Origin of the sequence: Corynebacterium sp. MSK019, from assembly GCF_030232425.1 — a bacterium.
Lineage (GTDB): Bacteria > Actinomycetota > Actinomycetes > Mycobacteriales > Mycobacteriaceae > Corynebacterium > Corynebacterium jeikeium_D.
This window is the reverse complement of the sequence record NZ_JASPJT010000008.1, coordinates 1-22,565: the sequence shown is the minus strand read 5'-3', so window position 1 is coordinate 22,565 and position 22,565 is coordinate 1. Positions and strand designations below refer to the sequence as shown.

The following is a 22,565-nucleotide window of genomic DNA, read 5'->3' as shown; positions in this document are numbered from 1 at the left end:
GCGGAGACGCGCCCCACCCAGTTTCTTCACCCTTTCCACCCTTCAGACACATCCGCCGGGTCACGCCATGCGGCCCGGTCCGCCCGGCACCGGCATGGCGCCGACAACCGAAAGAGGTACCAATGAACACGATCCGGACCATCAGCGACGTGCTTCGGGACAAGGCCGATGAGACGAAAAAGGGGATCACCTTCGTCGAGAATCGGCGGGACGTCTTCGTCCCGTATGGCCGGGTCCATGCGGAGGCGGTGGCGGGCCCGGTTGACGTCGACAGGGTGCGGACGCTCTCGGACATGATGCCCGGGGCCCCGATCCTGGTCGACGAACGCAGTCACACGCTGCTCACCGGCGCAAACGGTGCCGTGGTCGTGGGCGAGGACCGGCTGCTCGACGTGTCCATCGTCAATGACGCTGCCGCGGAACCGGGTGCGGCGATGCCGGGTGATGCTGAATCGGACTTCTCTCAGGCGGGGGACGTGGATTCCGGGGATGGCTCCGGGGCGGTCCCCGCGTTCCCGGTGCGAGGTGGGACGGCCGGCGAAGCCCTTATCCAGTTTTCGTCCGGCTCCACGGGATCGCCAAAGGGCGTCATCGTAACCAACGAGTCCGTGCTGAACGGTCTGCACGCGACGATCCCACGCCACGCACACCGGTACGAGAACAAGATGCTCACGTGGCTACCTTTGACCCACAACCTTTCGCTGATCGGCTTCCACGTCTACGCCCTTTTTCGTGGTTACGACCAGGTGTTGCTGCCGGTTTCCGAGGTGGTCGCCGATCCCCCGAGGTGGTTCGAGGCCGTGACCAGGCACCGGCCGAAACGACCGTCGTCCGGGCGACCGGCCCGGGTTCCTACAAAATGACCGCGGCGATTGCTGCCGCCACCGTTGTGGCGGTCGCGGGGAAGCCGGTCGCGCCGGGGTGCCGGGATCTCGTCGGCCACCCCCGGCTCCTCGAACCGGTCCTCGCCTTCGCCCGAGATGCGGGCATCCATATCGAGGTGCCGCATGACAACCCGACCACGGGGCCGCTGCCGACAGCGGCCCACTGCGATACCAAAGGAAAGGGGAAACGATGACGGATCAAGCTGAACGAGGTGCGGCGATTGTCGTCCGCGACCTCACGAAGAGCTACCCGATTGCGGGCAAAGCGGGCACCCCGCCCGAAGGCGGGGCAGGTGCCCCGCCGGACGGCGGCCGCAAGGGAAAGCGCGGTGCCCGGATGCGCAAGCATGTGCTCGACGGCGTGAGTTTCACCGTGCCCACCGGGGCGATCGTGTCGTTCCTCGGCCACAACGGTGCAGGCAAGACCACCCTCATCCGAATCCTGTCGACGCTCATCACCGCCGACTCCGGCGAGGTGAGCATCTTCTCGCGCGATGTGAAAGAGGACCCGGCGGGCGTGCGCGCTGACATTGCCACCACCGGCCAATTCGCGGCGATCGACGAGAACCTCACCGGCCGGGAGAACCTGGAGTTCTTCGGGCGGCTGCGCGGACTCGACCGCGCCGCCGCGGCCGCCCGCGCGACGGAACTGCTCGCGCAATTCTCGCTCGCGGACAGTGCCTCGACGCTGGCGTCGGCCTATTCGGGTGGCATGCGGCGCCGCCTCGACATCGCCGCGTCGCTGTGCGTCGTGCCCAGGCTGCTGTTCCTCGACGAACCCACGACGGGGCTGGACCCGGTCAGCCGCGAAGAGCTGTGGGGCTTCATCCGGCAACTGCGGGACGACGGAATGACCCTGGTGCTGACCACCCAGTACCTGGAAGAGGCGGAGGCGCTGGCAGACCACGTCCATCTGCTCAAGGATCGCCGCATCGTCGCCAGCGGAACGCCGGAGGAATTGCGCCGCGACTTCGGGTCGCACGTGCTCCGCGTGTCCTTTGCCACCGCCGCCGAGGCGGAGGCGTTCGCCCGCTGCCTCGGGGGAACGTGCCTGGACGGCGCCCGCGTCGCGGGGAAGTCGGTGTCCCTCGACGTCGACCCCGGACCGCGGGTCCTCGAGGCGGTGGCGCAGGCGATGGAGGCCTCGGAAGCGTCGCCGGATTCGCTGAGCGTGTCGCCGCCCACCCTCAACGAGGTGTTCATATCGATGAACGCAGGGGGTGCGGCGCGATGAGTGCGACGTCGGTCGCGGCGTTTCTCCGCCGGGATCTGCTGCTGTTGCGACGCAACACCGCGTCGCTGATCTCCATGTTCGTAGTTCCGCCGCTCTTCCTGCTGTGCCTGTACGCGGTGTTTGGGTACTCGGCGGGGCAATCCGGCTTCGGGTACCTGCGTTTCGTGCTCGGCGGCTGCCTGTTCCAGGCGGCGATGTTCACCGCCGCGGCGTCGGCGATGGCAGTGGGACAGGACGTCGAGTCCGGGCTCGTTGACCGCGTGCGCGTGTTGCCCGGGGCCACAGGCGGCTATGTCGCCGGCAGGCTCGCCACCGATGTGCTGCGGATGTCCGCGTCGATCGCGGCGCTGCTGGTCGTCGCGTGGTCCTGCGGCCTCGACATGGCTATCGGTGACGTCGCGTGGACTGTCCTGTGGTCGCTGCTCGCCGCGGCGGTCCTGTCCCTGGTCACGGACGGGGTGATCCTGATGGTGCCCGCCCCGGTGTCGACGGCCTCATCGATCCAGGCGCTGGAAATGCTGCTGCTCATGTTCTCCACCGCGTTCATTCCGGCGACCGCTTTGGACGGCTCCCTTCGCGACGTCGTGCGCCACATGCCTTTTTCGCCGGTGATCGAGGTGATTAGGGCGGCGTCCCCGGACGCCTTCCCGGATCGCGCCGGGGAAGAGGCCGCCCTGTGGCTCGGTGTCGCGGCGGTCGCCGGAATCGTCCTGTTCATCCGCCGGTTCACCTCGAGGAGCGAATCATGATCGGCCCCATCTTCGTGCATCTGCGGCGCATCGCCCACATTTGGCTGCGGCGCCCCGACTTCTGGTTCATGACGTTCATTGCTCCGCTCGTGTACCTGTTCATCGTCAACCGCATGTTCGGTGGCCTGGTCAGGCAGCTCACCGGAGAGTTCGAACTCCCGAACGCGGTCATCCTGGTCGTGACGGCGTGGGCGTTCATCCTGGCCATCACGGGATCGTCCACCGTGTTCGTTGAACGCAGCAATGGCCTCCACGAGCGGTTAATCACCATGCCGGCGCCGTACGCGGCCGTGCCGGCCGCACGGATCATCGCCGAGTTCATCCGGATCATGGCGATGACGGCCGTCGTCGCGGCGGTGGCCGCCTTGCTTTCCGACAGCCCCCCTGAGGCGTCCTGGTGGTGGAGGATCGCGATGACCGGCGCGATGGTTGCCGCGGCGGCCGCATGCACCGGCACGTACATCGCGTTCTCCATCACCAGCCCCCAGGGCTCCGTGGCCCTCATCCCGTTAATCATCGTTGCGATGTTCGTCAACACGGTGCTCATGCCCGCCGACCACTTCCGTCCTCTCCTGCGCGGAATCGCCGGGCACACCCCCGTATCCGCGGCCGGCGAGGCCGTCAACGGCACCGGGGCTGCGGGTCTGGTGGTCTGCGCGGCCTGGTTCTTAGGCATCGCCGTGCTCGCGGCGTGGGGCATCGCCGTGAAAACGAGGCCGGGGGAGTCTGCATGACGGGCACGTCCACGGGGGCATCGCCGCCGACGACGGCCCGCGAACCCGAGCACCTAACCCGAAACGGCCGCGCGGACGCGGCCCACACACCCCGGAGACAGAACCAGATGAAGTCGATTGCCCAGATCGTCCAGAACAACCGCAGACTCCTCGCGGCCTACCAGGACAAGGTCCAGCCGAGGTTCCTCAGCCGCTATGCGCGTGAACCGATGGACGCCGCCGCCGTCGACGGGCTCGGGGCCCGGACGGAATTCCACGTCGCCGACGTCCTCGCGCCGCTCGCGGGAGAGCCCGGCAGGACCGATGAAATCTGGGTGTGCGGCGCGCTCCACCAAATGAAGGATGCAGGTGCCGCGCTCGGCAGGGTCGCCAGGCTGCTCGCCGACGGCGGCATCGCTTACGTGCAGACGTTCGCCGAGGATCCCGACGTGAACGAGCGGGTCGACATGGCCGTCATGGCGAAGATGGGCCACCGGGTGTTCCGGGGCAGCGAGCTCGAGGACCTCGCCGAAGCCAACGGGCTGAAGCTGGGCGGAGCCTCACACGCCGGCATGGTGTACTTCTGCACTCTCACGAAGAAAAGCGCGATCGGGGAGGCGGGCAAGTGAGCGCCGTGGACGGGACCGTAGGCCCGTGGTCGCTGCTCGCCCCGATCCGGACCCGGATGCGTGCGGTGGTCGCGTTATCCGTCCTGTCGTCGGTGGCTACCGTCGCTTCGCTGGTCGGCATCATCGACATCGCGATGACGTACCCGGAGGCCCCGGAGCATCGGACGTGGTTGGCCGTGGCTGTCATCGTCGTCGCCGCAACGGTGCGCATGGCCGCGGACGGCGCCGCCGGCATGCTCTCGCACCGGGCGGATAACGACCTGCAGCTCCACCTCCGGCGCCGGCTGGTCGCCCAAATCCGGAAGTTGCCGCTGGGCTGGCTAGACGCCCGGCGCTCGTCGGGAATCATCGGGTCGGTTGAGAAGGACGTCGCGGCTGTCCACCAGCTCATGGGCCACACCGTCGGTGAGACCGTGGTGGCGGTGCTGGTTCCCCTGCTTTCCCTCATCGCGCTCGTCGCGGTGGATTGGCGAATCGCGGCGGTGGCGGTCGTCCCGGTGCTGGTCACCTTCGCCCTGATGGGCGTAATGATGTCGCGTGGCGCCGGCCTTCAGCGCGACTACGAGCGAGCCTCCGAAGGAGTGACGGCCGCGGTCATCGAGTTGGTGCGCGGCATCCCGGTGATGAAGTCCTTCGGACGCGCCAACCAGGGCTCGGGCCGCTACGATGCCGCGGCGTCGTCGTTCGTCCGCGCGTGGTCCGCCTGGTCCCGGCAGTCGAACATCTATCTTGGGCTCATCGACGTGGTGACGTCTCCGATCACGGTCCTCGCAGTGGTGTGCGGCGCCGGCCTCGCTCTGAGGGACGCCGCGGGCGGCACACCGGAAGGTCTCGTCGCCGGGCTGGTTCTCGGCCTTGGACTCTCCGCGGCGATCGTGCGGGTAGCCATGAACTCCGAACCCATCATCGCGGGGATTGCCGCCCTGAAATCCATCGCGGAGGTGCTGGGCACGCCGCCGATCGCCGAGCCCGCCGATCCGGTGCCCGTGCGCGGAGGCGCGCTCGAGGTCCGGAACCTGGTCTTCTCCTACGGCGATGGGCCGCGGGTCCTCGACGGGATGTCCGCGACGTTCGAACCGGGGACCCTCACTGCGCTGGTGGGGTCCTCCGGTTCCGGAAAGTCCACCGTCGCCCGGCTGTTGGCGCGTTTCCACGACCCCGTTGAAGGCTCGGTGCTGCTGGGCGGCGCCGATCTTCGCGACATTGCCGTGCGCGACGTGCACCGCTCGGTGTCGGTGGTGTTCCAAGATCCGCAGTTGCTCACGCTGCCGTTGCGGGAGAACATCCGGCTGGCCAGGAGAGACGCCACCGACGGCGAAATCATGGCGGCCGCGAAGCTCGCGAACCTCGATGCGGTCATCGCGGCGCTGCCGAAGCGTCTGGATTCGGTGGTCAACGTCGACGTGACCTTTTCCGGTGGTGAGGCGCAGCGCGTGGCCATCGCGAGGTCGATCGTCACGGACGCGCCGGTGCTCATCTTCGACGAGGCAACCGCTTACGCGGATCCGGCTTCCGAGGCCCTCATCCAGTCCGCAATCGAGCGTTTGGCCCGTTCGCGGACGGTGATTGTGATCGCGCACAGGTTGAGCACGATCCGCAACGCCGACCGCATCCTCGTTCTCGATGGGGGAGCGGTCGCGGAGGCGGGTACCCACGACGAGTTGCTTGCGCGCGGTGGCCGCTACCGGGATTTGTGGCGCGCGTTCGCGCTCGACGACGAACCATCCGCCCCGCGGGGCACTGAATCAGACGATGAAAAGGCGGGGAACCGATGATTCGGGACTTGTGGTCGATGACAGATCGGCGCTCGAGAATGACGCTGGCGTGGCTCATTGCGTTGGCCGCGCTTGCCGCGCTGGCCCAGGGAGCGGCGTTCGTCGCGCTGCTGCCGCTGCTGTCGGCTCTGGCCGAGGGAGATGATGCGACGGCGTGGCGTTTAACCGGCGTCATCGCCGGCCTCGCGGCCGCCCATGCGGTGCTGTCCCTCGCCGCGGGGACGGTCGGCAGGGCGAATTCCGCAGCGGTGCTGTCGTCCCTGCTGCGTTCCCTGGGCGAACGGGTGCTGACGTTGCCACTCGGGTACGTCACCAAGTCCACGGCCGGCCGCTTTTCGGAGATGGCGTCGTCGGGTATCGCGTTCGCGGCGTCCGTGCCGCACGTGATCCTGCGGCCCGTCATCGCCGCGGTGGTTGCGCCGACCGTCATCGCCTTCGGAATTCTGGCGGTGGATTGGCGCGTCGGTTTGGTTCTCGTCGCGTCGGCGCCGGTGCTCTTCTTCGCCTACCGGGCCATTGGCCGGGTCGGCGGGGAGTCGGACGAAGCGCATGCTGACGCCGTCGCTGCCGTCTCCGGCAGGCTGATCGAGTTCACCCGCTGCCAGCAGGCGATTCGCGCCGCGAGCGACGGTTCGGCGGCGGACGCGATGGTGGATGAGGCAATCCGGGCCCAACACGATGCGTTCGCGAAGGCGACGTCGACGCAGGGGGCGGCCATCGGACGGTTGAGTTCGGTCGTCCATGCGGTGTTCACGGCGGCGGTAATCGTCGCCGTGGCAGTCGCCGCGACGGGCGGGATGGCGCCGGCGCATTTGGCGCCAATGCTCATCGTGGTCGTCCAGTTCACCGGACCGATCACCACGGCGGGAGCGTTGTCCGGCGGTTTCGGTGCGGGCCGCAACACGTTGGCTGCGTTGCGTGACCTGCGGGCAATCCCCGCCCTTCCCGAACCTGCCGCACCGGAGCCGCCCGACGGGCATGACGTGGAGTTCCGCGGCGTGAGCTTCGGGTACGGGGATAAGAAGGTTCTCGACGGCGTCAGCTTCCGTGCACCTCAGGGAGCGCTGGTTGCCGTAGTAGGACCGTCGGGGGCGGGCAAGACGACGGTCATGCGGCTGCTGTCGCGTTTTCATGATCCGGACTCGGGGGAGATCCTCATCGGCGGGGTGCCCTTGCCTCGGATCGGCACCGACGGCGTGAACTCGCTGGTGACCCCGGTGTTCCAGGAGACGTTCCTTTTCGACGCGTCCGTGCGGGACAACGTGGTCTTCGCCGACCCCGAATTCGGTTCCGGGCCCGGTGACGGGGACCGCTTGCGCGAGGCCGCCCGGCGTTCCGGGGTGGACCGCATCGTGGAGCTGCTGCCTTCCGGGTGGGATACCCCGGTGGGGGAGGAGGGGACGCTGCTGTCGGGAGGCGAGCGGCAGCGCCTCGCCATCGCCCGGGCGCTTTTGAAGGATTCCCCGGTGGTGCTTCTCGACGAGCCGACATCCTCGCTGGATGCGGCCACTGAGCGGGCGATCGTCGGCACGATGGAGGCGTTGCGCGGCGATCACACCGTGATCGTCGTCGCCCATCGCCTGCACACCGTCCGCGATGCCGACCTCATCGTCGTGCTGTCAGAGGACGGGACGGTCGCAGAACGGGGTACGCACGATGAATTGCTGGCGAAGGGCGGTCGCTACGCCGAGTCGTGGGCGTGCCGGACGGGGAGCTCCCCGGGCGCCTGATCCTCATCACCTGGTTGATGCCCTCACGGGCGCCCTGCCGCAGCTTCCCGAATCCCACCGCCAGGCGCTCGGTGGACAGAGCGAAACCGCCGACGAAAACGCCGAGCAGCACGAACACCGACGAGCTGTAAAGAATGAAGCTCCCGGGAACGCGAAAATAGCCCCCCTTTTCTCATCCCAGTGAAAGTTGGGAGGGAAGGGGGCTCGTTGCTGCCATTTGCCTCTATCTGCTACCGCCCGTGCACCTGGTTCTGAGCAATTTCCAGCCCGTGGCTGGCGATTAGCTCCACTGCCTCCGCCGCGGTGGGCAGGGTGAAAGCGAGTTCCTCGCGCTCCTTGGCATTGAAGTTGCGCAGCACATAATCAGCTGGATCCTGGCGGCCCGGAGGACGACCAATGCCAATGCGCACGCGCATGTAGTCCTTCGTGCCCAATGACTTCGAGGTCGAACGCAGCCCATTGTGGCCATTCTCGCCACCGCCACGTTTGAGACGGACCACGCCCGGGTCCAGATCCAGCTCATCGTGGACCACCACGACGTCGGTAGGTGCGATGTTGAAGAACTTCGCCAGCGCCGCGACCGGCCCACCCGACAGATTCATGTACGTCCGGGGTTTAGCCAGAATCACCTGTCGCTCGCCACCATCGGAGGTTTTAAACCGAGTCTGCACAATCTCAGCGTTGGACTTCTTGTGCACGCTAAACGACGACGGCATCGGAGAAGTCCGGCTAGCTAGTTCATCTAGCACCAGATGTCCGACGTTATGGCGGGTGAGTTCATATTTGGGCCCAGGGTTGCCGAGGCCCACGACAAGTAGAGGCGTGGTGGAGGCGTTCATGAGTTCAATCTTGGCACACGGTAAGCAATCTTTTGATTTTGGGGAGTGCAAAAAAGGGACGGACAAGAGCGTCCGTCCCTTTTTTGTTAGCTAAGCGTGAAAGCCTGTATTGGCTCAGTCAGCTAGAGCTATTCAGCGCTTACATTACTCAGCGGATTCCTCAGCTGGCTCATCCGGGGTCTCAGCCTCGCCCATGCCCTCGATGTCGGCATCGACGTCACCAGCCGGCTCCTCCTCCGGCTCGACGATGTTGAAGATGAGCAGGTCAGCGTCGTCGGTGAGGACCAGGCCCTCTGGCAGGGTAACGTCGCCGGCGTGAACCATGGTGCCGACCTCTGCACCCTCGACGGAGACCTCGATCTCTTCCGGAATAGCCAGAACCGGTGCGTTGACCAGAATGGTCTCGGCATCCTGCATGAGCAGGGCACCCGGAGCGAGCTCGCCAGTCGGAACGACCGGAACCTCAACCTCAACCTTCTCGTCACGGTGAATGGCGAGCAGGTCAGCGTGGTCGATGTCGAGAGTCAGCGGGTTCTGGTCAACAGCCTTAACCATGGACAGCTGGGACTCGCCCTCGATGTTGACGTCCAGAACAGCGTTGACACCGTGGTTACGGATGACAGCGTGGAAATCCAGAGTGTCAACGAGGATGTGCTTCGGAGCATCCAGGTCAGCGCCGTAGATGACAACCGGGATGTCGCCAGCAACGCGGGCACGGCGAGCGGCACCCTTGCCGAACTCGGTGCGGTTACGAGCATCAATCTTGATGATGTTGGGCTTTGCCATGAAAATGGACTCCTAAACGATTCGATACTGAGTCGTCGAGTCGAGCACGTGCCGCATCCATGCCACCGTGGGCGCAAAAGTTGGGCTGCGAGCGTCGCGTCGATAACGGCAACCACCTACTGTGGCCGCCCTCGCCGAGACTTACCGGAAAAATTGTAGTGGACTAACAGGTCAAACAGCAAACCCCGCCACCACCAGCAAAACTAGGTTGCTGGTCGCGGCGGGGTGCCCGTCAGCAAGCGGAAAGAGCTTATGCCTGGCCCTCGAAGAGAGTGGTGACGGAACCGTTTTCGAAGATCTCGTGGATCGTCTTAGCCAGCAGTGGTGCGATTGGCAGGACGGTCAGGTTGTCCCAGCCCTCGGTGGACTGCGGCAAGGTATCGGTGGTGATGACCTCGCGGGCACCGCACTTCGACAGGCGCTCGCGAGCTGGGTCGGAGAAGACGCCGTGCGTGGTAGCGATGATGACATCCTCAGCGCCAGCCTCACGCAGCACCTTGACAGCGCCGGCGATGGTGCCGCCGGTGTCAATCATGTCGTCGATGAGCAGACAGGTCTTACCGGAGACCTCGCCGACCACGCGGTTGGCGACAACCTGGTTTGCGACATCGACGGAACGGGTCTTGTGAATGAAGGCCAGCGGGGCGTCGCCCAGGGTGTTGGCCCACTTCTCGGAAACCTTCACACGGCCGGCGTCAGGGGAGACCACGACCAGGTTGTTCAGGGAGTAGTTCTTCTTGATGTACTCCGACAGAATCGGCATGGCGTGCATGTGATCGACCGGGCCGTCGAAGAAGCCCTGAATCTGGTCGGTGTGGAGATCCACGGAGACGATGCGGTCAGCGCCTGCGGTCTTGAGCAGATCAGCGACCAGGCGAGCGGAAATCGGCTCACGGCCACGGTGCTTCTTGTCCTGGCGGGCGTATGGGAAGAACGGCAGGATAGCGGTGATGCGCTTGGCCGAACCGCGCTTGAGCGCGTCAATCATAATCAGCTGCTCGATGAGCCACTTGTTCAGCGGTGCCGGGTGCGCCTGCAGCACGAAGGCATCGGAACCGCGGACGGATTCCTCGTAGCGCACGAAGATTTCACCGTTGGCAAAATCACGAGCGGTCATCGGAGTCAGCTCTGTGCCGAGCTCCTTGGCAACTGCCTCGCCCAATTCCGGGTGTGCCCTTCCGGAGAAGAGCATGAGGTTCTTTTGGTTATCGATCCACTGGCCGGTCATCTGCCGTCTAGCCTTCCTGGTCTTCCTTGTTGTTGTCAGCGTTGTCAGCTACCTGCGCCGCCTGCGCTGCCTCAGCAGCAGCGGTACCTGGACGCTTCCGCTCGACCCATCCCTCGATGTTGCGCTGACGGCCACCACTGACCGCCAATGCTCCCGGAGGAACGTCGTCCTTAATAACAGTACCTGCACCTGAGTACGCACCATCACCCACGGTCACCGGAGCGATGAACATGGTGTCGGAGCCGGTGCGAACATGCGAGCCGATAACAGTGCGGTGCTTGTTGACACCGTCGTAGTTCACGAACACGCTGGAGGCACCAATGTTGGAGTGCTCGCCAATCTCCGCATCGCCGACGTAGGTCAGGTGCGGAACCTTCGAACCGTTTCCAATCTGCGCGTTCTTCGCTTCTACGAAGCCGCCGAGCTTCGCGCCGACACCGAGTTTGGTGTTCGGGCGAATGTAGGTGAACGGTCCGACCGTCGCATCCTCGCCGATCTCCGAATCGGAACCGTGTGTACGTACGACGCTGGCGCGCTTGCCGACGACCATGTTGGTCAGCGTCGTGTCCGGTCCCACGGTGGCCCCGTCGCCAATCACGGTCTTGCCGTGCAGCTGCGTGCCCGGCAGAATCGTGACGTCGCGGCCGATTTCCACCTCAACGTCAATCCACGTGGTGTCCGGATCGACGATAGTGGCGCCCCCGCGCATAGCTGCCTCGCAGGTGCGACGGTTGAGCTCACGGCCAAGGGTAGCCAGCTGGACGCGGTCATTGACACCGGCGACGACGGTGGCGTCGGCGAGGCGGTGACCGCGCACTGAGCGGTCGGCCTCACGGGCGATGCCGATGACATCGGTGAGGTAGAGCTCGCCCTGGGCATTGTTGGTGTCCAGCTGCTTGAGAGCGTTTGCCAGGGTCTCGGCATCAAATGCGTAGACACCGGAGTTGACCTCGGTGATCTCGCGTTCCTCGTCGGAGGCGTCCTTTTCCTCCACGATGCGCAGAACTTCGCCGTCGGCGTTGCGAACGATGCGGCCGTAGCCGTGCGGGTTGTCAGCAGTGGAGGTCAGCACAGTCACAGCTGCGCGTGGCTTGCGGTTGTGCTCTTCGAGCAGCGCCTGGAGCGCTTCGGAATCCAGCAGCGGAACATCGGAAGTGGTCACCAGAATGGTGCCATCGAAGTTCTGCAGCTCGGGGTGCTCCAGCGCGCACTGAACAGCGTGGCCGGTACCGTTTTGCTCGTCCTGGTGGGCAATGACGACACCGTTGGAGTGCTCGGTATCCGAAGCCCAAGTCCCGATGGCGTCGATTACCTTTTCGCGCTGGTGGCCAACGACAACAGCAATCTCATCCGGATTAATGCCCTTGGCGGCATAGAGCGCGTGCTCCAACATGGTACGACCGCCGATAGCGTGCAGCATTTTCGGCGTATCGGATTTCATTCGGGTGCCTTGACCCGCGGCGAGAATGACCACAGCGGTGGCCGAACCGTTCGACATGAAACTTGCTACTCCTCGGTCAGGGTGCATCACGGTCACGGCGGGGCGAAAAGTCACTTCTTAATTAAGGGGCCGGCCCCCCGCTTGCTCTCCCACCAGGACTCGAACCTAGAATGCCGGTACCAAAAACCGGAGTGTTGCCATTACACCATGGGAGAATGGGGCAAACGCGAAAAATTGCATGGCTGATTCGACTCAGCCAACTCGCTTGCGCCTGCGATATACGATAGCAAGACTTTAGCCACTAATCTAAAAGCATGGCCTCCAATTCTCCGAGACGACGTATGACCGGTCCACAGCGCAAAGCTCAGCTGACAGAAGTCAGCCGTGGAATCTTTGCCGCCAAGGGGCTTGATGCCGCCTCAATGGAGGAGATCGCTGCCGCAGCCGGGGTCTCAAAGCCGGTTGTCTACGAGCATTTCGGCACCAAAGAGCGGCTCTACCAGGCAGTTGTCGACCAGGAGATGAAGACCCTGGAGGCCACGATTAGGGAAGCGTTGTCCCTGGGGCGCTCGCGTTACCGCATCGAACAGGCGGTGTTGGCACTGCTGACTTATGTGGAGGAAAACCCGGAGGGATTCTCCATTATTTCTCGCGACCCCGGCGTGGCGGGTGGCTATGAGACGCTGCTGAATAATGCCACTGAGTCGGTTACGCCTATCCTCGCCGAGGCTTTCAAACGCGCCGGCTTCGACCCGGCCATGTCGGTGCTCTACGGAAACTGCATGGTCGGTATGGTTTCGCAGACCGCTCGCTGGTGGATGGAGAAGCGCAGTCCGGATAAGGAGACAGTGGCGGCGCACATCGTGAACCTGTGTTGGAACGGGCTGGCCGGCATGGAGGGTTCTCCGACTCTCCATGGTTCCGCTGATGTGCCAGCGGCCGCTGAGGGCGCGAAGTTCGGGGCAGGTGCTGCAGCAGACCCGATGCAGGTGGCGGAGAACGGCTAACCAGCACGCAGGGTGGATCCGGGGTGCATGGTTATATTGGGGCTATGCCAACTTCTGCGTCCTCCTCGGCGAAAGCCACACCCAGCATTCTGCCGAACCCGCTGTCGGGGCTGGAAAGCCTCGTTGTCACGGATCCTCAATTTGTCGGCGTGCTCGGGCGCATCGGCGAAGACGAGCTGGCGCTCACGGGTGCGGACGCGGTGCGTTCGCACCTTATTTACGCCATGTCTACGAAGGTGCCGGTGCTGGTCGTCACGGCTACCGGCCGCGAGGCGGAGGACCTGACCGCCGAGGTCAAGTCGATGATCGGCGACCGTGTAGCTATGTTCCCCTCGTGGGAGACGCTCCCGCATGAGAAGCTTTCGCCAGCGGTGGATACCGTGGCGCAGCGTCGTAAGGCGCTTTACGACGTTCGCCGGGGCAAGGTCGACGTTCTGATTGCGGCGGTGCGCTCGTTGGTGCAGCCGATTGTGGACGACCTTGAGGCTGAAGCCAGCGCCCCCATTCACGTCCAACTGGACCGGGACTGCGAGAGCCTGGTTGAGCGGCTGGTGCATCACGGCTATTCGCATGTGGACATGGTCGGCAGGCGTGGCCAGTTTGCCGTGCGTGGCGGCATCGTCGATGTTTTCCCTGCGACCGAAGAGCTGCCGGTACGTATCGAGCTCTGGGGTGACGAGGTCACCGACCTGCGCGCTTTTTCCGTCGCTGACCAGCGCACGATCTCTGAGGTAGAGGTCGACCAGCTGGATATCTTCCCGTGTCGTGCACTGCTTATCGACGACGATGTGAAGGCCGCCGCGGAGAAACTCGCCACCACGCGCTCTGGCCAGGTCCAAGAAATGCTCACCCGCATCGGCGATGGCCAGTGGGTGGAGGGCATGGAATCGCTGATCCCACTGATTAGTCAGCATCCGATGAAGATGCTCACTGAGGTCATGCCGGAGAAAACGCATGTGCTCATGTGCGGGCCGGAGCGCATTCGCTCTCGCGCACAGGACCTTATCAGTGCAGGCGAGGAGTTTATGGCCGCGGCGTGGGAAACTGCTGCGATGGGTGGCTCGGCGCCAATTGCCACCGATGGGCTGGAGCCCAGCGCGTACCGCAGCTTGGCCTCTATCCCGATGCCCACTTCGTGGCATATTTCCCCGCCCGGCATGTTGGAGGCGGGAGTCACTGAAGATGATGTGCTGCCACTGACCTTTGAGCCTGGGCCCGCGCCACGCGGCGACTTAAAGGAAATTGGTCACCTGATGAAGCAGCTGCGCGATGCCACGATCGCGGGGGAGCGAGTGGCGTACGTGGCGGCGACGCCCGCGGGGGCGCGTCGGCAAGCGGAAAAGTTTAGGGAAGCCGGAATTGCGACGCGCATGGCGGCAGGCCCGGAGTATCCCGAGTCCGGAAGAATTACCGTCTACCAGGGTGTTTTGCACGGTGGTCTGGTATTCCCGCGTATTCCCGGTGGCGCGCTGACTCTGATTACCGAGCAGGACATCACAGGTAACCGCATCGCGGAAGGCGCGCTTGGTGGGCGCCGCAAGCCGGCGAAGCGCCGTGGTCGGGTGGACCCGCTGGCGCTGAAGGCCGGTGACTATGTCGTGCACGACACGCATGGCATTGGTCGGTTTGTGAAGCTCACTGAGCGCACCATCGGCACGGGCGAGGATCAGGCACGCCGCGAGTACGTGGTGCTCGAGTACGCACCGAGCAAGCGCGGAGGTCCCTCGGACCAGCTCTACGTGCCGATGGAGAGCCTGGATTTGCTGTCGCGCTATGTCGGCGGCGAAAAGCCCACCCTGTCGAAGATGGGCGGGTCGGACTGGAAGTCCACCAAGCGCAAGGCCCGTGGTGCCGTCCGCGAGATTGCGGAAGAGCTGGTCAAGCTCTACGCCGAGCGCCAAGCCGCGCCGGGCCACGCGTTCGCGCCGGATACGCCATGGCAGCAGGAGATGGAGGATAACTTCCCCTTCACCGAGACCGAAGATCAACTGCAGGCCATCGACGAAATTAAGTCCGACATGGAAAAGCCGGTGCCGATGGATCGCGTGCTCATCGGCGATGTCGGCTACGGCAAGACCGAGGTGGCACTGCGTGCTGCCTTCAAGGCTGTTCAAGATGGCCGTCAGGTGGCAGTGTTGGTGCCGACCACACTTCTGGCGCAGCAGCACTTGACCACTTTCACCCAACGTATGGAGGGCTTCCCGGTCACCATCCGTGGACTGTCTCGCTTCACCTCGCCGAAGGACTCCAAGGAGGTCCTCGAAGGGTTGAAGAACGGGACGGTCGACATTGTTATCGGCACGCATCGTCTCCTGCAGACCGGCGTGCAGTGGAAAGAACTCGGCCTGGTCATCGTTGACGAGGAGCAGCGTTTCGGTGTCGAGCACAAGGAACACATCAAGGCGCTACGGCACCACGTCGACGTACTCACCATGTCCGCAACGCCAATTCCGCGCACGCTCGAAATGTCGATTGCTGGCATCCGCGAGATGAGCCAGATTCTCACCCCGCCGCAGGACCGTCACCCGGTGCTGACATACGTCGGCGCGCAGTCCGACAAGCAGGTCGCCGCTGCTATCAGGCGAGAGCTGCTTCGCGACGGCCAGGTGTTCTACCTGCATAATAAGGTGGAAACCATTGACAAAGTCGCCCAGACTATCCGCAATTTGGTGCCCGAGGCCCGCGTGGTAGTGGCCCACGGTCAGATGGGGGAGGAGCAGCTGGAGCGCACGGTCGATGGCTTCTGGCAGCGCGAGTACGACGTGCTGGTGTGTACCACCATCGTGGAGACCGGCCTGGATATTGCCAACGCCAATACGTTGATTGTGGAAAACGCGCACCATATGGGCCTTTCCCAGCTGCACCAGCTGCGTGGTCGTGTGGGCCGTTCCCGTGAGCGCGCCTATGCCTACTTCCTCTACCCGGAAAATCAGACGCTGACGGAGACTTCCTACGACCGTCTGTCCACGATCGCGCAGAACAATGACTTGGGTGCCGGTATGGCTGTGGCCATGAAGGACCTGGAAATGCGCGGTGCCGGAAATATCCTCGGTGCGGAGCAGTCCGGTCACATTGCCGGTGTCGGCTTCGATATGTACGTCCGACTGGTTGGCGAGGCCGTGGCCGCGCTGAAGGCAGTGGCCGATGGTGAAACTCCGGATGCTTCCGATAACGAACCGAAGGAAGTGCGGATCGATTTGCCGGTCGATGCGAATATTCCGGCCGAATATGTGTCGTCGGAACGCCTACGTCTAGAGGCGTACCGCAAATTTGCTGCCGCCAGTGCGCTGGACGATATCGACGTAGTGCTCGAAGAGCTTGTTGACCGTTACGGAACCCCACCCATTGAGGTGGAGAGACTGGCGGTTATTTCACGACTTCGAATTATTTGCCGGGAATTCGGCGTGCATGAAGTTCAAGCCATGGGTGCGCACATTAGAATAACCCCTATGGAGCTTGCTGACTCCAAGCAGGTGCGTCTCAAGCGCCTGTATCCACAGGCGACCTATCGTGCGGCAACGCGCACGGTTTCCGTCGGAATGCCGAAGGAAGGGCGAGGGTTGCGGGCAAAACCTGTCCGCGATATTGCATTGGTGCAGTGGGTAGCAGACTTCTTGACATCGATGGCGGGAATTCCACGTATGGATATCTCGCACATGGGAAAGGACTAGAAACCGTATGACTATCATCAAGCTCGATAGCCGCTTTCCAACAGCGATTCCGCTGGAAGCCGCTAGCCTGCTGACCGGTGAAGTCAGCTACACCGAAGAAGTCCCGATCCGTGTGCGCTGGGCAATCGCCGACGCCGGTGGGCACTCGGTGTCCCAGGCGGAGATTCTGGTCACCACCGATATGGAAAACGACGAGGTACTCGATCGCCTCGATGCGGGCGAGAAGGTCTACTCGGTCGAGCTGGATGATGCGCAGGACCCAGCAGCTCCGGCAGCTCAGGTTGCGGCGGCTCCCCAGCAGGACTCGGTGAAAGAACCTGAGTCAGAACCGGTTGCAGAGCCAGGGGCAGAGCCTGTTGCAGAACCGCTGACTCCGCAGGAACAGCTTGCCGCAGCTCGTCTGCCCCACGTCGTCGAGGCCGTGGACATCATGGCGGCAGCACGGCGCACGGGGCAGTGGGAAGCTCGCCAGACGCACAAGAGCCTGCTGCCGTATCTCATTGAAGAGACCTACGAGTTTGTCGACGCAGTCAACGAGGGCGGTGACATTCGTAGCGAGCTGTCAGATCTGCTGCTGCAGATCCTCTTCCACGCTGAAATCGCGGAGGACTTCGACTTCGACGATGTGGCGACCGACTTTATTTTGAAGATGCGCGCTCGTCAGCCGTACCTCTTCGACGGCACTGTGGCCGAGGGAGAGATGGTGTCGGAGGAAGAACAGGAGCGACTGTGGGCTTACGGCCGCGGACGTCCGCGCTCGAACCCGGCCACACAGCTGCCAGCTCTGACTTTGGCTGAGGAAGCCATCCGCCGCGCACGTGCACTGGGACTGTCCGATGCAGACATTCCAGTGGAGATTCTGGTCCCGACCCCGGGGCTGGAGACTGAGTCCGGTGCGGAAGAACGGACCCGACAGGCTTCACGCGCATTCCTGACTGAGCTGGCCCAGATGGAGAATCAGCAGGCCGGCAGTGCTGAGCAGTGGGCAGCGGGCAGCGAAGATAACGAAGAGGCTGAGGACCTCGGCCCGTCGGAAAGCGACAGCTAGTTTCCAGCAAAAGTGATTTCTGTCCTCGAGTTTGAGTGATTTTTACGGTCTACCCCGTAGAGTAATTCCCCATGCCTTCTAATTCTCCCTTTGATGAATACGCGCACCCCGCACCCCGCGGGGCGAAGCCGCGTGGCCGCAGTAAGGGGAAAAAGAAGTCCTCGAGAGGCTGTGGCTGCCTCGGTCTAACCTCCCTGGCGGTGCTGATCATCATTGGCACGGTTGGGGCGTTGGCTATGTTCACTGGACCCGTAATCCCGTCGTTGACCAAGAAGCCGATTCCGGAAAATGTGCCGCCTGCTGCGGCTGAGCCACCGCCGATGATTGATGTCAACGCGCCCGGGCGCACCTCGGAACAGCTCCGACAGTGGGCGCAGCAGATTTCCCCGAAGACGGGTATTTCTGAGGACGCTCTCCGCGCCTACGGCAACGCATATGTGATTGCGGCAGAACAGTTCCCGAACTGCCACCTGGAGTGGAACACGCTTGCAGGACTGGGCAAAGTGGAGACTAATCACGGCACGTACTCGGGCAATTGGCTCAAGCCGGCTCATATCGGCGCCGATGGGGTAGTCAGTCCGACGATTATCGGTCCGCCGCTGGACGGCACGAGTGGGTTTGCTGAGGTTCTCGATACTGACAACGGTGAACTCGACGGTGACACAGAGTATGACCGCGCTGTGGGGCCGATGCAGTTTATTCCCGAGACCTGGCATCGTTTTGCGATGGATGCTTCTGGTGATGGCGTCGCCGACCCCAACAACATCGACGACGCAACTGCGACCACGGCACGGATGCTCTGCAGTGGGGAACGCGACCTCGCCACCCCGGAAGGGTGGGCATCTGCAATTCGCTCGTATAACCAGTCTGAGCAGTATCTTCGCGATGTTCGGGATGCTGCGGCGAACTATGCGCTGAATCAGCCCGCATAGGGTGAAAAGGATTTAAGGCGAAGGTTGGCAAACCGTGCCACAATTGGAGTCATGTGCCGGAACGGTTCCGGCGGAAAGGTGACCTATGGCTGCAATCATCGAGTTGAACGCACGCGAAATTCTGGACTCCCGTGGTAACCCGACCGTTGAGGTTGAGGTGCTGTTGGAAGACGGCGCTGTGGGCCGCGCTGCGGTTCCGTCCGGTGCCTCCACCGGCGTTCATGAGGCACACGAGCTCCGCGATGGCGGAGACCGTTACCTGGGCAAGGGGGTCGAGAAGGCTGTCCGCGCTGTGCTCGAGGAGATTGAGGACGCAATTATTGGCCTCGAGGCTGAGGACCAGCGTCTGGTTGACAAGACCATGATTGAGCTGGACGGCACCGACAACAAGTCCCGCCTGGGTGCTAACGCAATCCTGGGTGTTTCCATGGCTGTTGCCAAGGCTGCTGCTGAGTCCGCTGGCCTGGATCTGTTCCGCTACGTCGGCGGCCCGAACGGTCACGTTCTGCCGGTTCCGATGATGAACATCCTCAACGGTGGCGCACACGCTGACTCCGGCGTTGACGTCCAGGAGTTCATGATTGCTCCGATTGGCGCCCCGACCTTCAAGGAAGCACTGCGCGTCGGTGCTGAGGTCTACCACGCACTCAAGAAGGTCATTAAGGACAAGGGCCTGTCCACTGGCCTCGGTGATGAGGGCGGCTTCGCTCCGTCGGTTGACTCCACCAAGGCTGCTCTTGACCTGATTGTTGAGGCAATTGAGGCCGCAGGCTACAAGTTGGGCGACGATGTCGCTCTGGCTCTCGACGTCGCTTCTTCCGAGTTCTTCAAGGACGGCAAGTACCACTTCGAGGGCGGCGAGCATACCGCTGAGGAGATGGCAGCTGTCTACGCTGACCTGGTTGAGAACTACGCCATCGTCTCCATCGAGGATCCGCTGCAGGAGGATGACTGGGAGGGCTACACCACCCTGACTGCTCAGCTTGGTGACAAGGTCCAGATCGTCGGCGACGACTTCTTCGTCACCAACCCGAAGCGTCTGGCAGAGGGCATTGAGAAGAAGGCCGCTAACGCTCTGCTGGTCAAGGTCAACCAGATCGGTACCCTGTCCGAGACCTTCGAGGCCGTCGCAATGGCTCACAACGCCGGCTACAAGTCCATGATGTCCCACCGCTCCGGTGAGACTGAGGACACCACCATCGCTGACCTGGCCGTCGGCCTGAACTGTGGCCAGATTAAGACCGGTGCTCCGGCTCGCTCCGAGCGCGTTGCTAAGTACAACCAGCTGCTGCGCATCGAAGAGTACCTCGGCGATGCCGCAGTCTACGCTGGCCGCAGCGCTTTCCCGCGCTTCAAGTAAAGAGCTGAGGCGCTGCGAAAGCTGCGTCTAGCACTGCCCGTCCGCACCACGCACGTGGTTGTGGGCGGGTTTTTGTTATTTCATCGGCTGGCGGTCGGGTAGAGTGTGGGGCATGAGTGCATCGGACCGATCTCGCCGCGGAACACAGTCGCGCCCCGCAGGGGCGGGGCAGCGTTCGGCAGCGGCAATCGCATCAGGAATGCGCTCGCTGAGCACGGCACAGAAGATCGGTATTGGTCTGCTGGTGCTTTTCTTAGTTTCTGTTCTCGCAATTCCGCTGCGGACTTTTGCACAACAGCAGGCGGATGTAGCCGCCACGCAGGACAATATTGCTCGCATGGAACAGCGAATTAAGCAGTTAGAGGATGAAAAGGAGCTTTACTCCAACCCCGCCTACGTTAAGGAGCAGGCACGTCTGCGCCTGGGGCTGGTAGAGCCGGGGGAGACCCCATTCCGTATCCTCGATCCGGCCGTGGGCGAACAGCCTGTGACGCAGCCGGAGGAAATTCCGCAGCACCAGGCTAAGAAGTGGTACGAGACGCTGTGGGATTCCATTTCCATCCCGCCCGAACCCGAAGAGACTCGCCCGAATCCGGGGCGCGATCAGGCAACGAGGCCAGAGAGCTTGCCGACGGTACCGGAGTCCTAAACCTCCATACGGCTACCTGAGCCTCTCGGTGAGGTTGCATGCGCGGCGGAGTGTGCCGTCGTAAAGCGAAGCAACGCGCTTGTAAGGCGACTGTGAGATTATGTGTCAGTAAAAACGGAAGCAAAAGGAGTGTGACCGATGTCTGTGGATACCGCAGATTTGGAAGTGATAGCGGAGCAGCTCGGACGTGAACCGCGCGGTGTAGTGGACATCTCTTACCGCAGCCCCGACGGCACTCCTGGTGTGGTCAAGACGAAGCCGCGCTTGGACGATGGCACTCCGTTTCCCACGCTCTTTTACCTAACTGATCCGCGACTCACCGCCGAGGCCTCTCGGTTGGAGACGACCGGCGTGATGAAAGAAATGACCGCGCGTCTGGAAAGCGACGAAGAGCTCGCCGCCGATTACCAGCGCGCGCACGAGGCGTTTCTGGCAGAGCGCAATGAGATGGAAGACCTGGGCACGGACTTCTCCGGTGGCGGCATGCCGACGCGCGTGAAGTGCCTCCACGTTCTTATTGCCTACGCGCTGGCCAAGGGGCCGAATCACTTCCGACTGGGTACTGAGTCGGTGGCGCTGGCGGCGGAGAACGAGAAGCTGCGCGGCACCGCGATTCCCGCAGATTGGCCCACGATTGCCGAGCTCGGTATTGCGTATCCGGGGGTGGAGGGATAAATGACGACCCTCGCTGCCGTCGACTGCGGCACTAATTCGCTTCGCCTGCTTATCAGCCGGGTCGAGGTTGTCGATGGAGTTCTCGAAATCACAGAACTGCACCGACTGATGGAAATCGTCCGCCTTGGCCAGGGCGTGGATGCCACTGGCATGCTGGCTCCAGAGGCGCTGGAGCGCGTGCGGGAGGCTCTGACGAAGTATGCGGAGCTTATGCAGGTCGAAAAAGTGCAAGCAGTCCGAATGGTGGCGACATCGGCGACACGCGACGCAAGCAACCGCGACGATTTCTTCGCCATGACCCGCGAGATTCTCGCTCCGTGGGGTGCAGAGGCCGAGGTTATTTCCGGCGACGAGGAAGCCGCGCTGTCCTTCCGCGGGGCGGTAGATGACTTGGAGCCCGAGCTCGGTCCGTATTGCGTCATTGACGTCGGCGGTGGCTCCACCGAGGTTATTGTCGGTGACCACGATGGTACGGTAGCCGGTTCTGATTCCGTGGCTATGGGCAGTGTGCGCTTGACCGAACGGTTCCTGCAGGCCTCGCCACCGACGGCGGAACAGGTCCAGGAGGCGCGTTCGTATGTTGCGGAGCTGGCCGACGAGATTGTTGCGAAGGTGCCTGTCGACAAGGCTCGCACCATCGTCGGCTGCGCCGGGACCTTCACCACGCTGTCGGCGCTGGCACAGGGGCTAGAAACCTACGACCCGGAGGCAATCCACCTGTCGCAGCTGCGCTTTGCGGCGTTGCGTGCGCTGACCGCGTCCGTGATTGAGACCGACGCGGAGTCCCTCGCTGCCAATCCCGTGATGCATCCGAAGCGCGCGGATGTCTTCGCCGGCGGTTCCATCATTGTGGACGGTCTGATGGACATGTTTGAGGCGCTGCCGCTTTCCGAGGCAGCGAAGGAAGAGCAGCGCTTTTTCTACATCAGCGAGAAGGATATCCTCGACGGAATTGTGGCGAGTTTGGTAGACACCCATATCGCCCATTAATCTTTCTTAGGGGCCCCTATAGCCCAATTGGCAGAGGCAGAGGACTTAAAATCCTTTCAGTGTGGGTTCGAGTCCCACTGGGGGCACCAAAAGGCCAGGTCAGAGAGTTTTCTGACCTGGCCTTTTGCTATTTGTGCGCGCTACATGCGGGTTAAGTAAAGAAAAGTGTGTCTTTTCCGGGCGTGTTGCGGTTATTTGATCCAGCCTTTTTGGATGCCGAGGTTG

Annotated in this window: 19 protein-coding genes and 2 tRNA genes; 16 read left to right on the top strand and 5 right to left on the bottom strand. The window is 63.1% G+C overall.

Translation table 11 applies throughout. The features are described 5' to 3' along the window. The first annotated feature begins 122 nt into the window (after positions 1 to 122). The 7 genes from QP982_RS06880 to QP982_RS06850 all read left to right on the top strand — a co-directional run bounded on the left by QP982_RS06880 (position 123) and on the right by QP982_RS06850 (position 7,714). Positions 123 to 863, top strand: coding sequence for an AMP-binding protein (locus tag QP982_RS06880; RefSeq protein ID WP_049189760.1), 741 nt, complete (start codon positions 123 to 125; stop codon positions 861 to 863). 211 nt (positions 864 to 1,074) lie between these two features. Continuing rightward, the gene (locus QP982_RS06875) at positions 1,075 to 2,118 is read left to right on the top strand and encodes an ABC transporter ATP-binding protein (RefSeq protein ID WP_049189759.1); all 1,044 of its coding nucleotides are present in this window, start codon (positions 1,075 to 1,077) and stop codon (positions 2,116 to 2,118) included. Continuing rightward, entirely contained in the window at positions 2,115 to 2,867 is a 753-nt protein-coding gene (locus QP982_RS06870) for an ABC transporter permease (protein ID WP_070438218.1), read from the top strand. The genes QP982_RS06875 and QP982_RS06870 overlap by 4 nt, the downstream gene beginning before the upstream one ends. Further along, the gene (locus QP982_RS06865) at positions 2,864 to 3,601 is read left to right on the top strand and encodes an ABC transporter permease (protein ID WP_049189757.1); all 738 of its coding nucleotides are present in this window, start codon (positions 2,864 to 2,866) and stop codon (positions 3,599 to 3,601) included. Before QP982_RS06870 ends, QP982_RS06865 begins: the two co-directional genes overlap by 4 nt. Positions 3,602 to 3,708: 107 nt before the next feature. Continuing rightward, positions 3,709 to 4,209 (top strand): methyltransferase domain-containing protein, encoded by a 501-nt coding sequence (locus QP982_RS06860; protein WP_049189769.1) that lies wholly within the window; start codon positions 3,709 to 3,711, stop codon positions 4,207 to 4,209. Beyond that, entirely contained in the window at positions 4,206 to 5,984 is a 1,779-nt protein-coding gene (locus QP982_RS06855; protein WP_049189756.1) for an ABC transporter ATP-binding protein, read from the top strand. The genes QP982_RS06860 and QP982_RS06855 overlap by 4 nt, the downstream gene beginning before the upstream one ends. Then, on the top strand, positions 5,981 to 7,714 hold the full coding sequence (locus QP982_RS06850; protein WP_147766732.1) for an ABC transporter ATP-binding protein: 1,734 nt from the start codon (positions 5,981 to 5,983) through the stop codon (positions 7,712 to 7,714). Before QP982_RS06855 ends, QP982_RS06850 begins: the two co-directional genes overlap by 4 nt. 230 nt (positions 7,715 to 7,944) lie before the next feature. Here QP982_RS06850 and pth read toward each other — a convergent pair whose 3' ends face one another. The 5 genes from pth to QP982_RS06825 form a co-directional block, all read right to left on the bottom strand. Further along, positions 7,945 to 8,553, bottom strand: a complete 609-nt coding sequence (gene pth, locus QP982_RS06845; RefSeq protein ID WP_049189754.1) for an aminoacyl-tRNA hydrolase — start codon at positions 8,551 to 8,553, stop codon at positions 7,945 to 7,947. A gap of 144 nt (positions 8,554 to 8,697) precedes the next feature. Beyond that, positions 8,698 to 9,339, bottom strand: a complete 642-nt coding sequence (locus QP982_RS06840) for a 50S ribosomal protein L25/general stress protein Ctc (RefSeq protein WP_038626221.1) — start codon at positions 9,337 to 9,339, stop codon at positions 8,698 to 8,700. Between the two features lie 250 nt (positions 9,340 to 9,589). After that, positions 9,590 to 10,567: a ribose-phosphate diphosphokinase gene (locus QP982_RS06835; RefSeq protein ID WP_284870346.1), complete on the bottom strand. Its 978-nt coding sequence runs from the start codon at positions 10,565 to 10,567 to the stop codon at positions 9,590 to 9,592. Positions 10,568 to 10,574: 7 nt separating this feature from the next. Then, the gene (glmU, locus tag QP982_RS06830) at positions 10,575 to 12,065 is read right to left on the bottom strand and encodes a bifunctional UDP-N-acetylglucosamine diphosphorylase/glucosamine-1-phosphate N-acetyltransferase GlmU (protein ID WP_049172238.1); all 1,491 of its coding nucleotides are present in this window, start codon (positions 12,063 to 12,065) and stop codon (positions 10,575 to 10,577) included. Between the two features lie 87 nt (positions 12,066 to 12,152). Continuing rightward, a tRNA-Gln gene (locus QP982_RS06825) sits at positions 12,153 to 12,223 on the bottom strand. Between the two features lie 99 nt (positions 12,224 to 12,322). Here QP982_RS06825 and QP982_RS06820 point away from each other — a divergent pair. From QP982_RS06820 to QP982_RS06780, 9 genes are all read left to right on the top strand, one after another. Next, entirely contained in the window at positions 12,323 to 13,015 is a 693-nt protein-coding gene (locus tag QP982_RS06820; protein WP_141744756.1) for a TetR/AcrR family transcriptional regulator, read from the top strand. Positions 13,016 to 13,059: 44 nt separating this feature from the next. Then, positions 13,060 to 16,686, top strand: a complete 3,627-nt coding sequence (gene mfd / locus QP982_RS06815; protein WP_284870345.1) for a transcription-repair coupling factor — start codon at positions 13,060 to 13,062, stop codon at positions 16,684 to 16,686. 7 nt (positions 16,687 to 16,693) lie between these two features. Continuing rightward, a complete protein-coding gene (locus QP982_RS06810) occupies positions 16,694 to 17,734 on the top strand; it encodes a MazG nucleotide pyrophosphohydrolase domain-containing protein (RefSeq protein WP_284870344.1) in 1,041 nt (346 codons plus the stop codon). 71 nt (positions 17,735 to 17,805) lie between these two features. Next, positions 17,806 to 18,666 (top strand): lytic transglycosylase domain-containing protein, encoded by an 861-nt coding sequence (locus QP982_RS06805; RefSeq protein ID WP_284870343.1) that lies wholly within the window; start codon positions 17,806 to 17,808, stop codon positions 18,664 to 18,666. Between the two features lie 85 nt (positions 18,667 to 18,751). Then, the gene (gene eno / locus QP982_RS06800; protein ID WP_048733955.1) at positions 18,752 to 20,026 is read left to right on the top strand and encodes a phosphopyruvate hydratase; all 1,275 of its coding nucleotides are present in this window, start codon (positions 18,752 to 18,754) and stop codon (positions 20,024 to 20,026) included. Positions 20,027 to 20,138: 112 nt separating this feature from the next. Further along, positions 20,139 to 20,675, top strand: coding sequence for an FtsB family cell division protein (locus QP982_RS06795; protein ID WP_048733957.1), 537 nt, complete (start codon positions 20,139 to 20,141; stop codon positions 20,673 to 20,675). Positions 20,676 to 20,813: 138 nt separating this feature from the next. After that, the gene (locus QP982_RS06790; RefSeq protein ID WP_048733959.1) at positions 20,814 to 21,350 is read left to right on the top strand and encodes a DUF501 domain-containing protein; all 537 of its coding nucleotides are present in this window, start codon (positions 20,814 to 20,816) and stop codon (positions 21,348 to 21,350) included. Further along, the gene (locus tag QP982_RS06785; RefSeq protein WP_049172251.1) at positions 21,351 to 22,340 is read left to right on the top strand and encodes a Ppx/GppA phosphatase family protein; all 990 of its coding nucleotides are present in this window, start codon (positions 21,351 to 21,353) and stop codon (positions 22,338 to 22,340) included. It begins immediately after the preceding gene. Positions 22,341 to 22,352: 12 nt separating this feature from the next. Beyond that, positions 22,353 to 22,429, top strand: a tRNA-Leu gene (locus tag QP982_RS06780). Positions 22,430 to 22,565: the final 136 nt, after the last annotated feature.

Excerpts from the sequence above, each read along its gene's own strand:
- QP982_RS06795 (WP_048733957.1), top strand. The coding sequence starts at position 20,139 with ATGAGTGCATCGGACCGATCTCGCCGCGGAACACAGTCGCGCCCCGCA.
- QP982_RS06810 (WP_284870344.1), top strand. The coding sequence starts at position 16,694 with ATGACTATCATCAAGCTCGATAGCCGCTTTCCAACAGCGATTCCGCTG.
- QP982_RS06860 (WP_049189769.1), top strand. The coding sequence starts at position 3,709 with ATGAAGTCGATTGCCCAGATCGTCCAGAACAACCGCAGACTCCTCGCG.
- QP982_RS06835 (WP_284870346.1), bottom strand. The coding sequence starts at position 10,567 with ATGACCGGCCAGTGGATCGATAACCAAAAGAACCTCATGCTCTTCTCC.
- QP982_RS06785 (WP_049172251.1), top strand. The coding sequence starts at position 21,351 with ATGACGACCCTCGCTGCCGTCGACTGCGGCACTAATTCGCTTCGCCTG.
- QP982_RS06820 (WP_141744756.1), top strand. The coding sequence starts at position 12,323 with ATGGCCTCCAATTCTCCGAGACGACGTATGACCGGTCCACAGCGCAAA.
- glmU (WP_049172238.1), bottom strand. The coding sequence starts at position 12,065 with ATGTCGAACGGTTCGGCCACCGCTGTGGTCATTCTCGCCGCGGGTCAA.
- QP982_RS06840 (WP_038626221.1), bottom strand. The coding sequence starts at position 9,339 with ATGGCAAAGCCCAACATCATCAAGATTGATGCTCGTAACCGCACCGAG.
- pth (WP_049189754.1), bottom strand. The coding sequence starts at position 8,553 with ATGAACGCCTCCACCACGCCTCTACTTGTCGTGGGCCTCGGCAACCCT.
- eno (WP_048733955.1), top strand. The coding sequence starts at position 18,752 with ATGGCTGCAATCATCGAGTTGAACGCACGCGAAATTCTGGACTCCCGT.
- QP982_RS06805 (WP_284870343.1), top strand. The coding sequence starts at position 17,806 with ATGCCTTCTAATTCTCCCTTTGATGAATACGCGCACCCCGCACCCCGC.
- QP982_RS06870 (WP_070438218.1), top strand. The coding sequence starts at position 2,115 with ATGAGTGCGACGTCGGTCGCGGCGTTTCTCCGCCGGGATCTGCTGCTG.
- QP982_RS06880 (WP_049189760.1), top strand. The coding sequence starts at position 123 with ATGAACACGATCCGGACCATCAGCGACGTGCTTCGGGACAAGGCCGAT.
- QP982_RS06875 (WP_049189759.1), top strand. The coding sequence starts at position 1,075 with ATGACGGATCAAGCTGAACGAGGTGCGGCGATTGTCGTCCGCGACCTC.
- QP982_RS06850 (WP_147766732.1), top strand. The coding sequence starts at position 5,981 with ATGATTCGGGACTTGTGGTCGATGACAGATCGGCGCTCGAGAATGACG.
- QP982_RS06865 (WP_049189757.1), top strand. The coding sequence starts at position 2,864 with ATGATCGGCCCCATCTTCGTGCATCTGCGGCGCATCGCCCACATTTGG.
- QP982_RS06790 (WP_048733959.1), top strand. The coding sequence starts at position 20,814 with ATGTCTGTGGATACCGCAGATTTGGAAGTGATAGCGGAGCAGCTCGGA.
- mfd (WP_284870345.1), top strand. The coding sequence starts at position 13,060 with ATGCCAACTTCTGCGTCCTCCTCGGCGAAAGCCACACCCAGCATTCTG.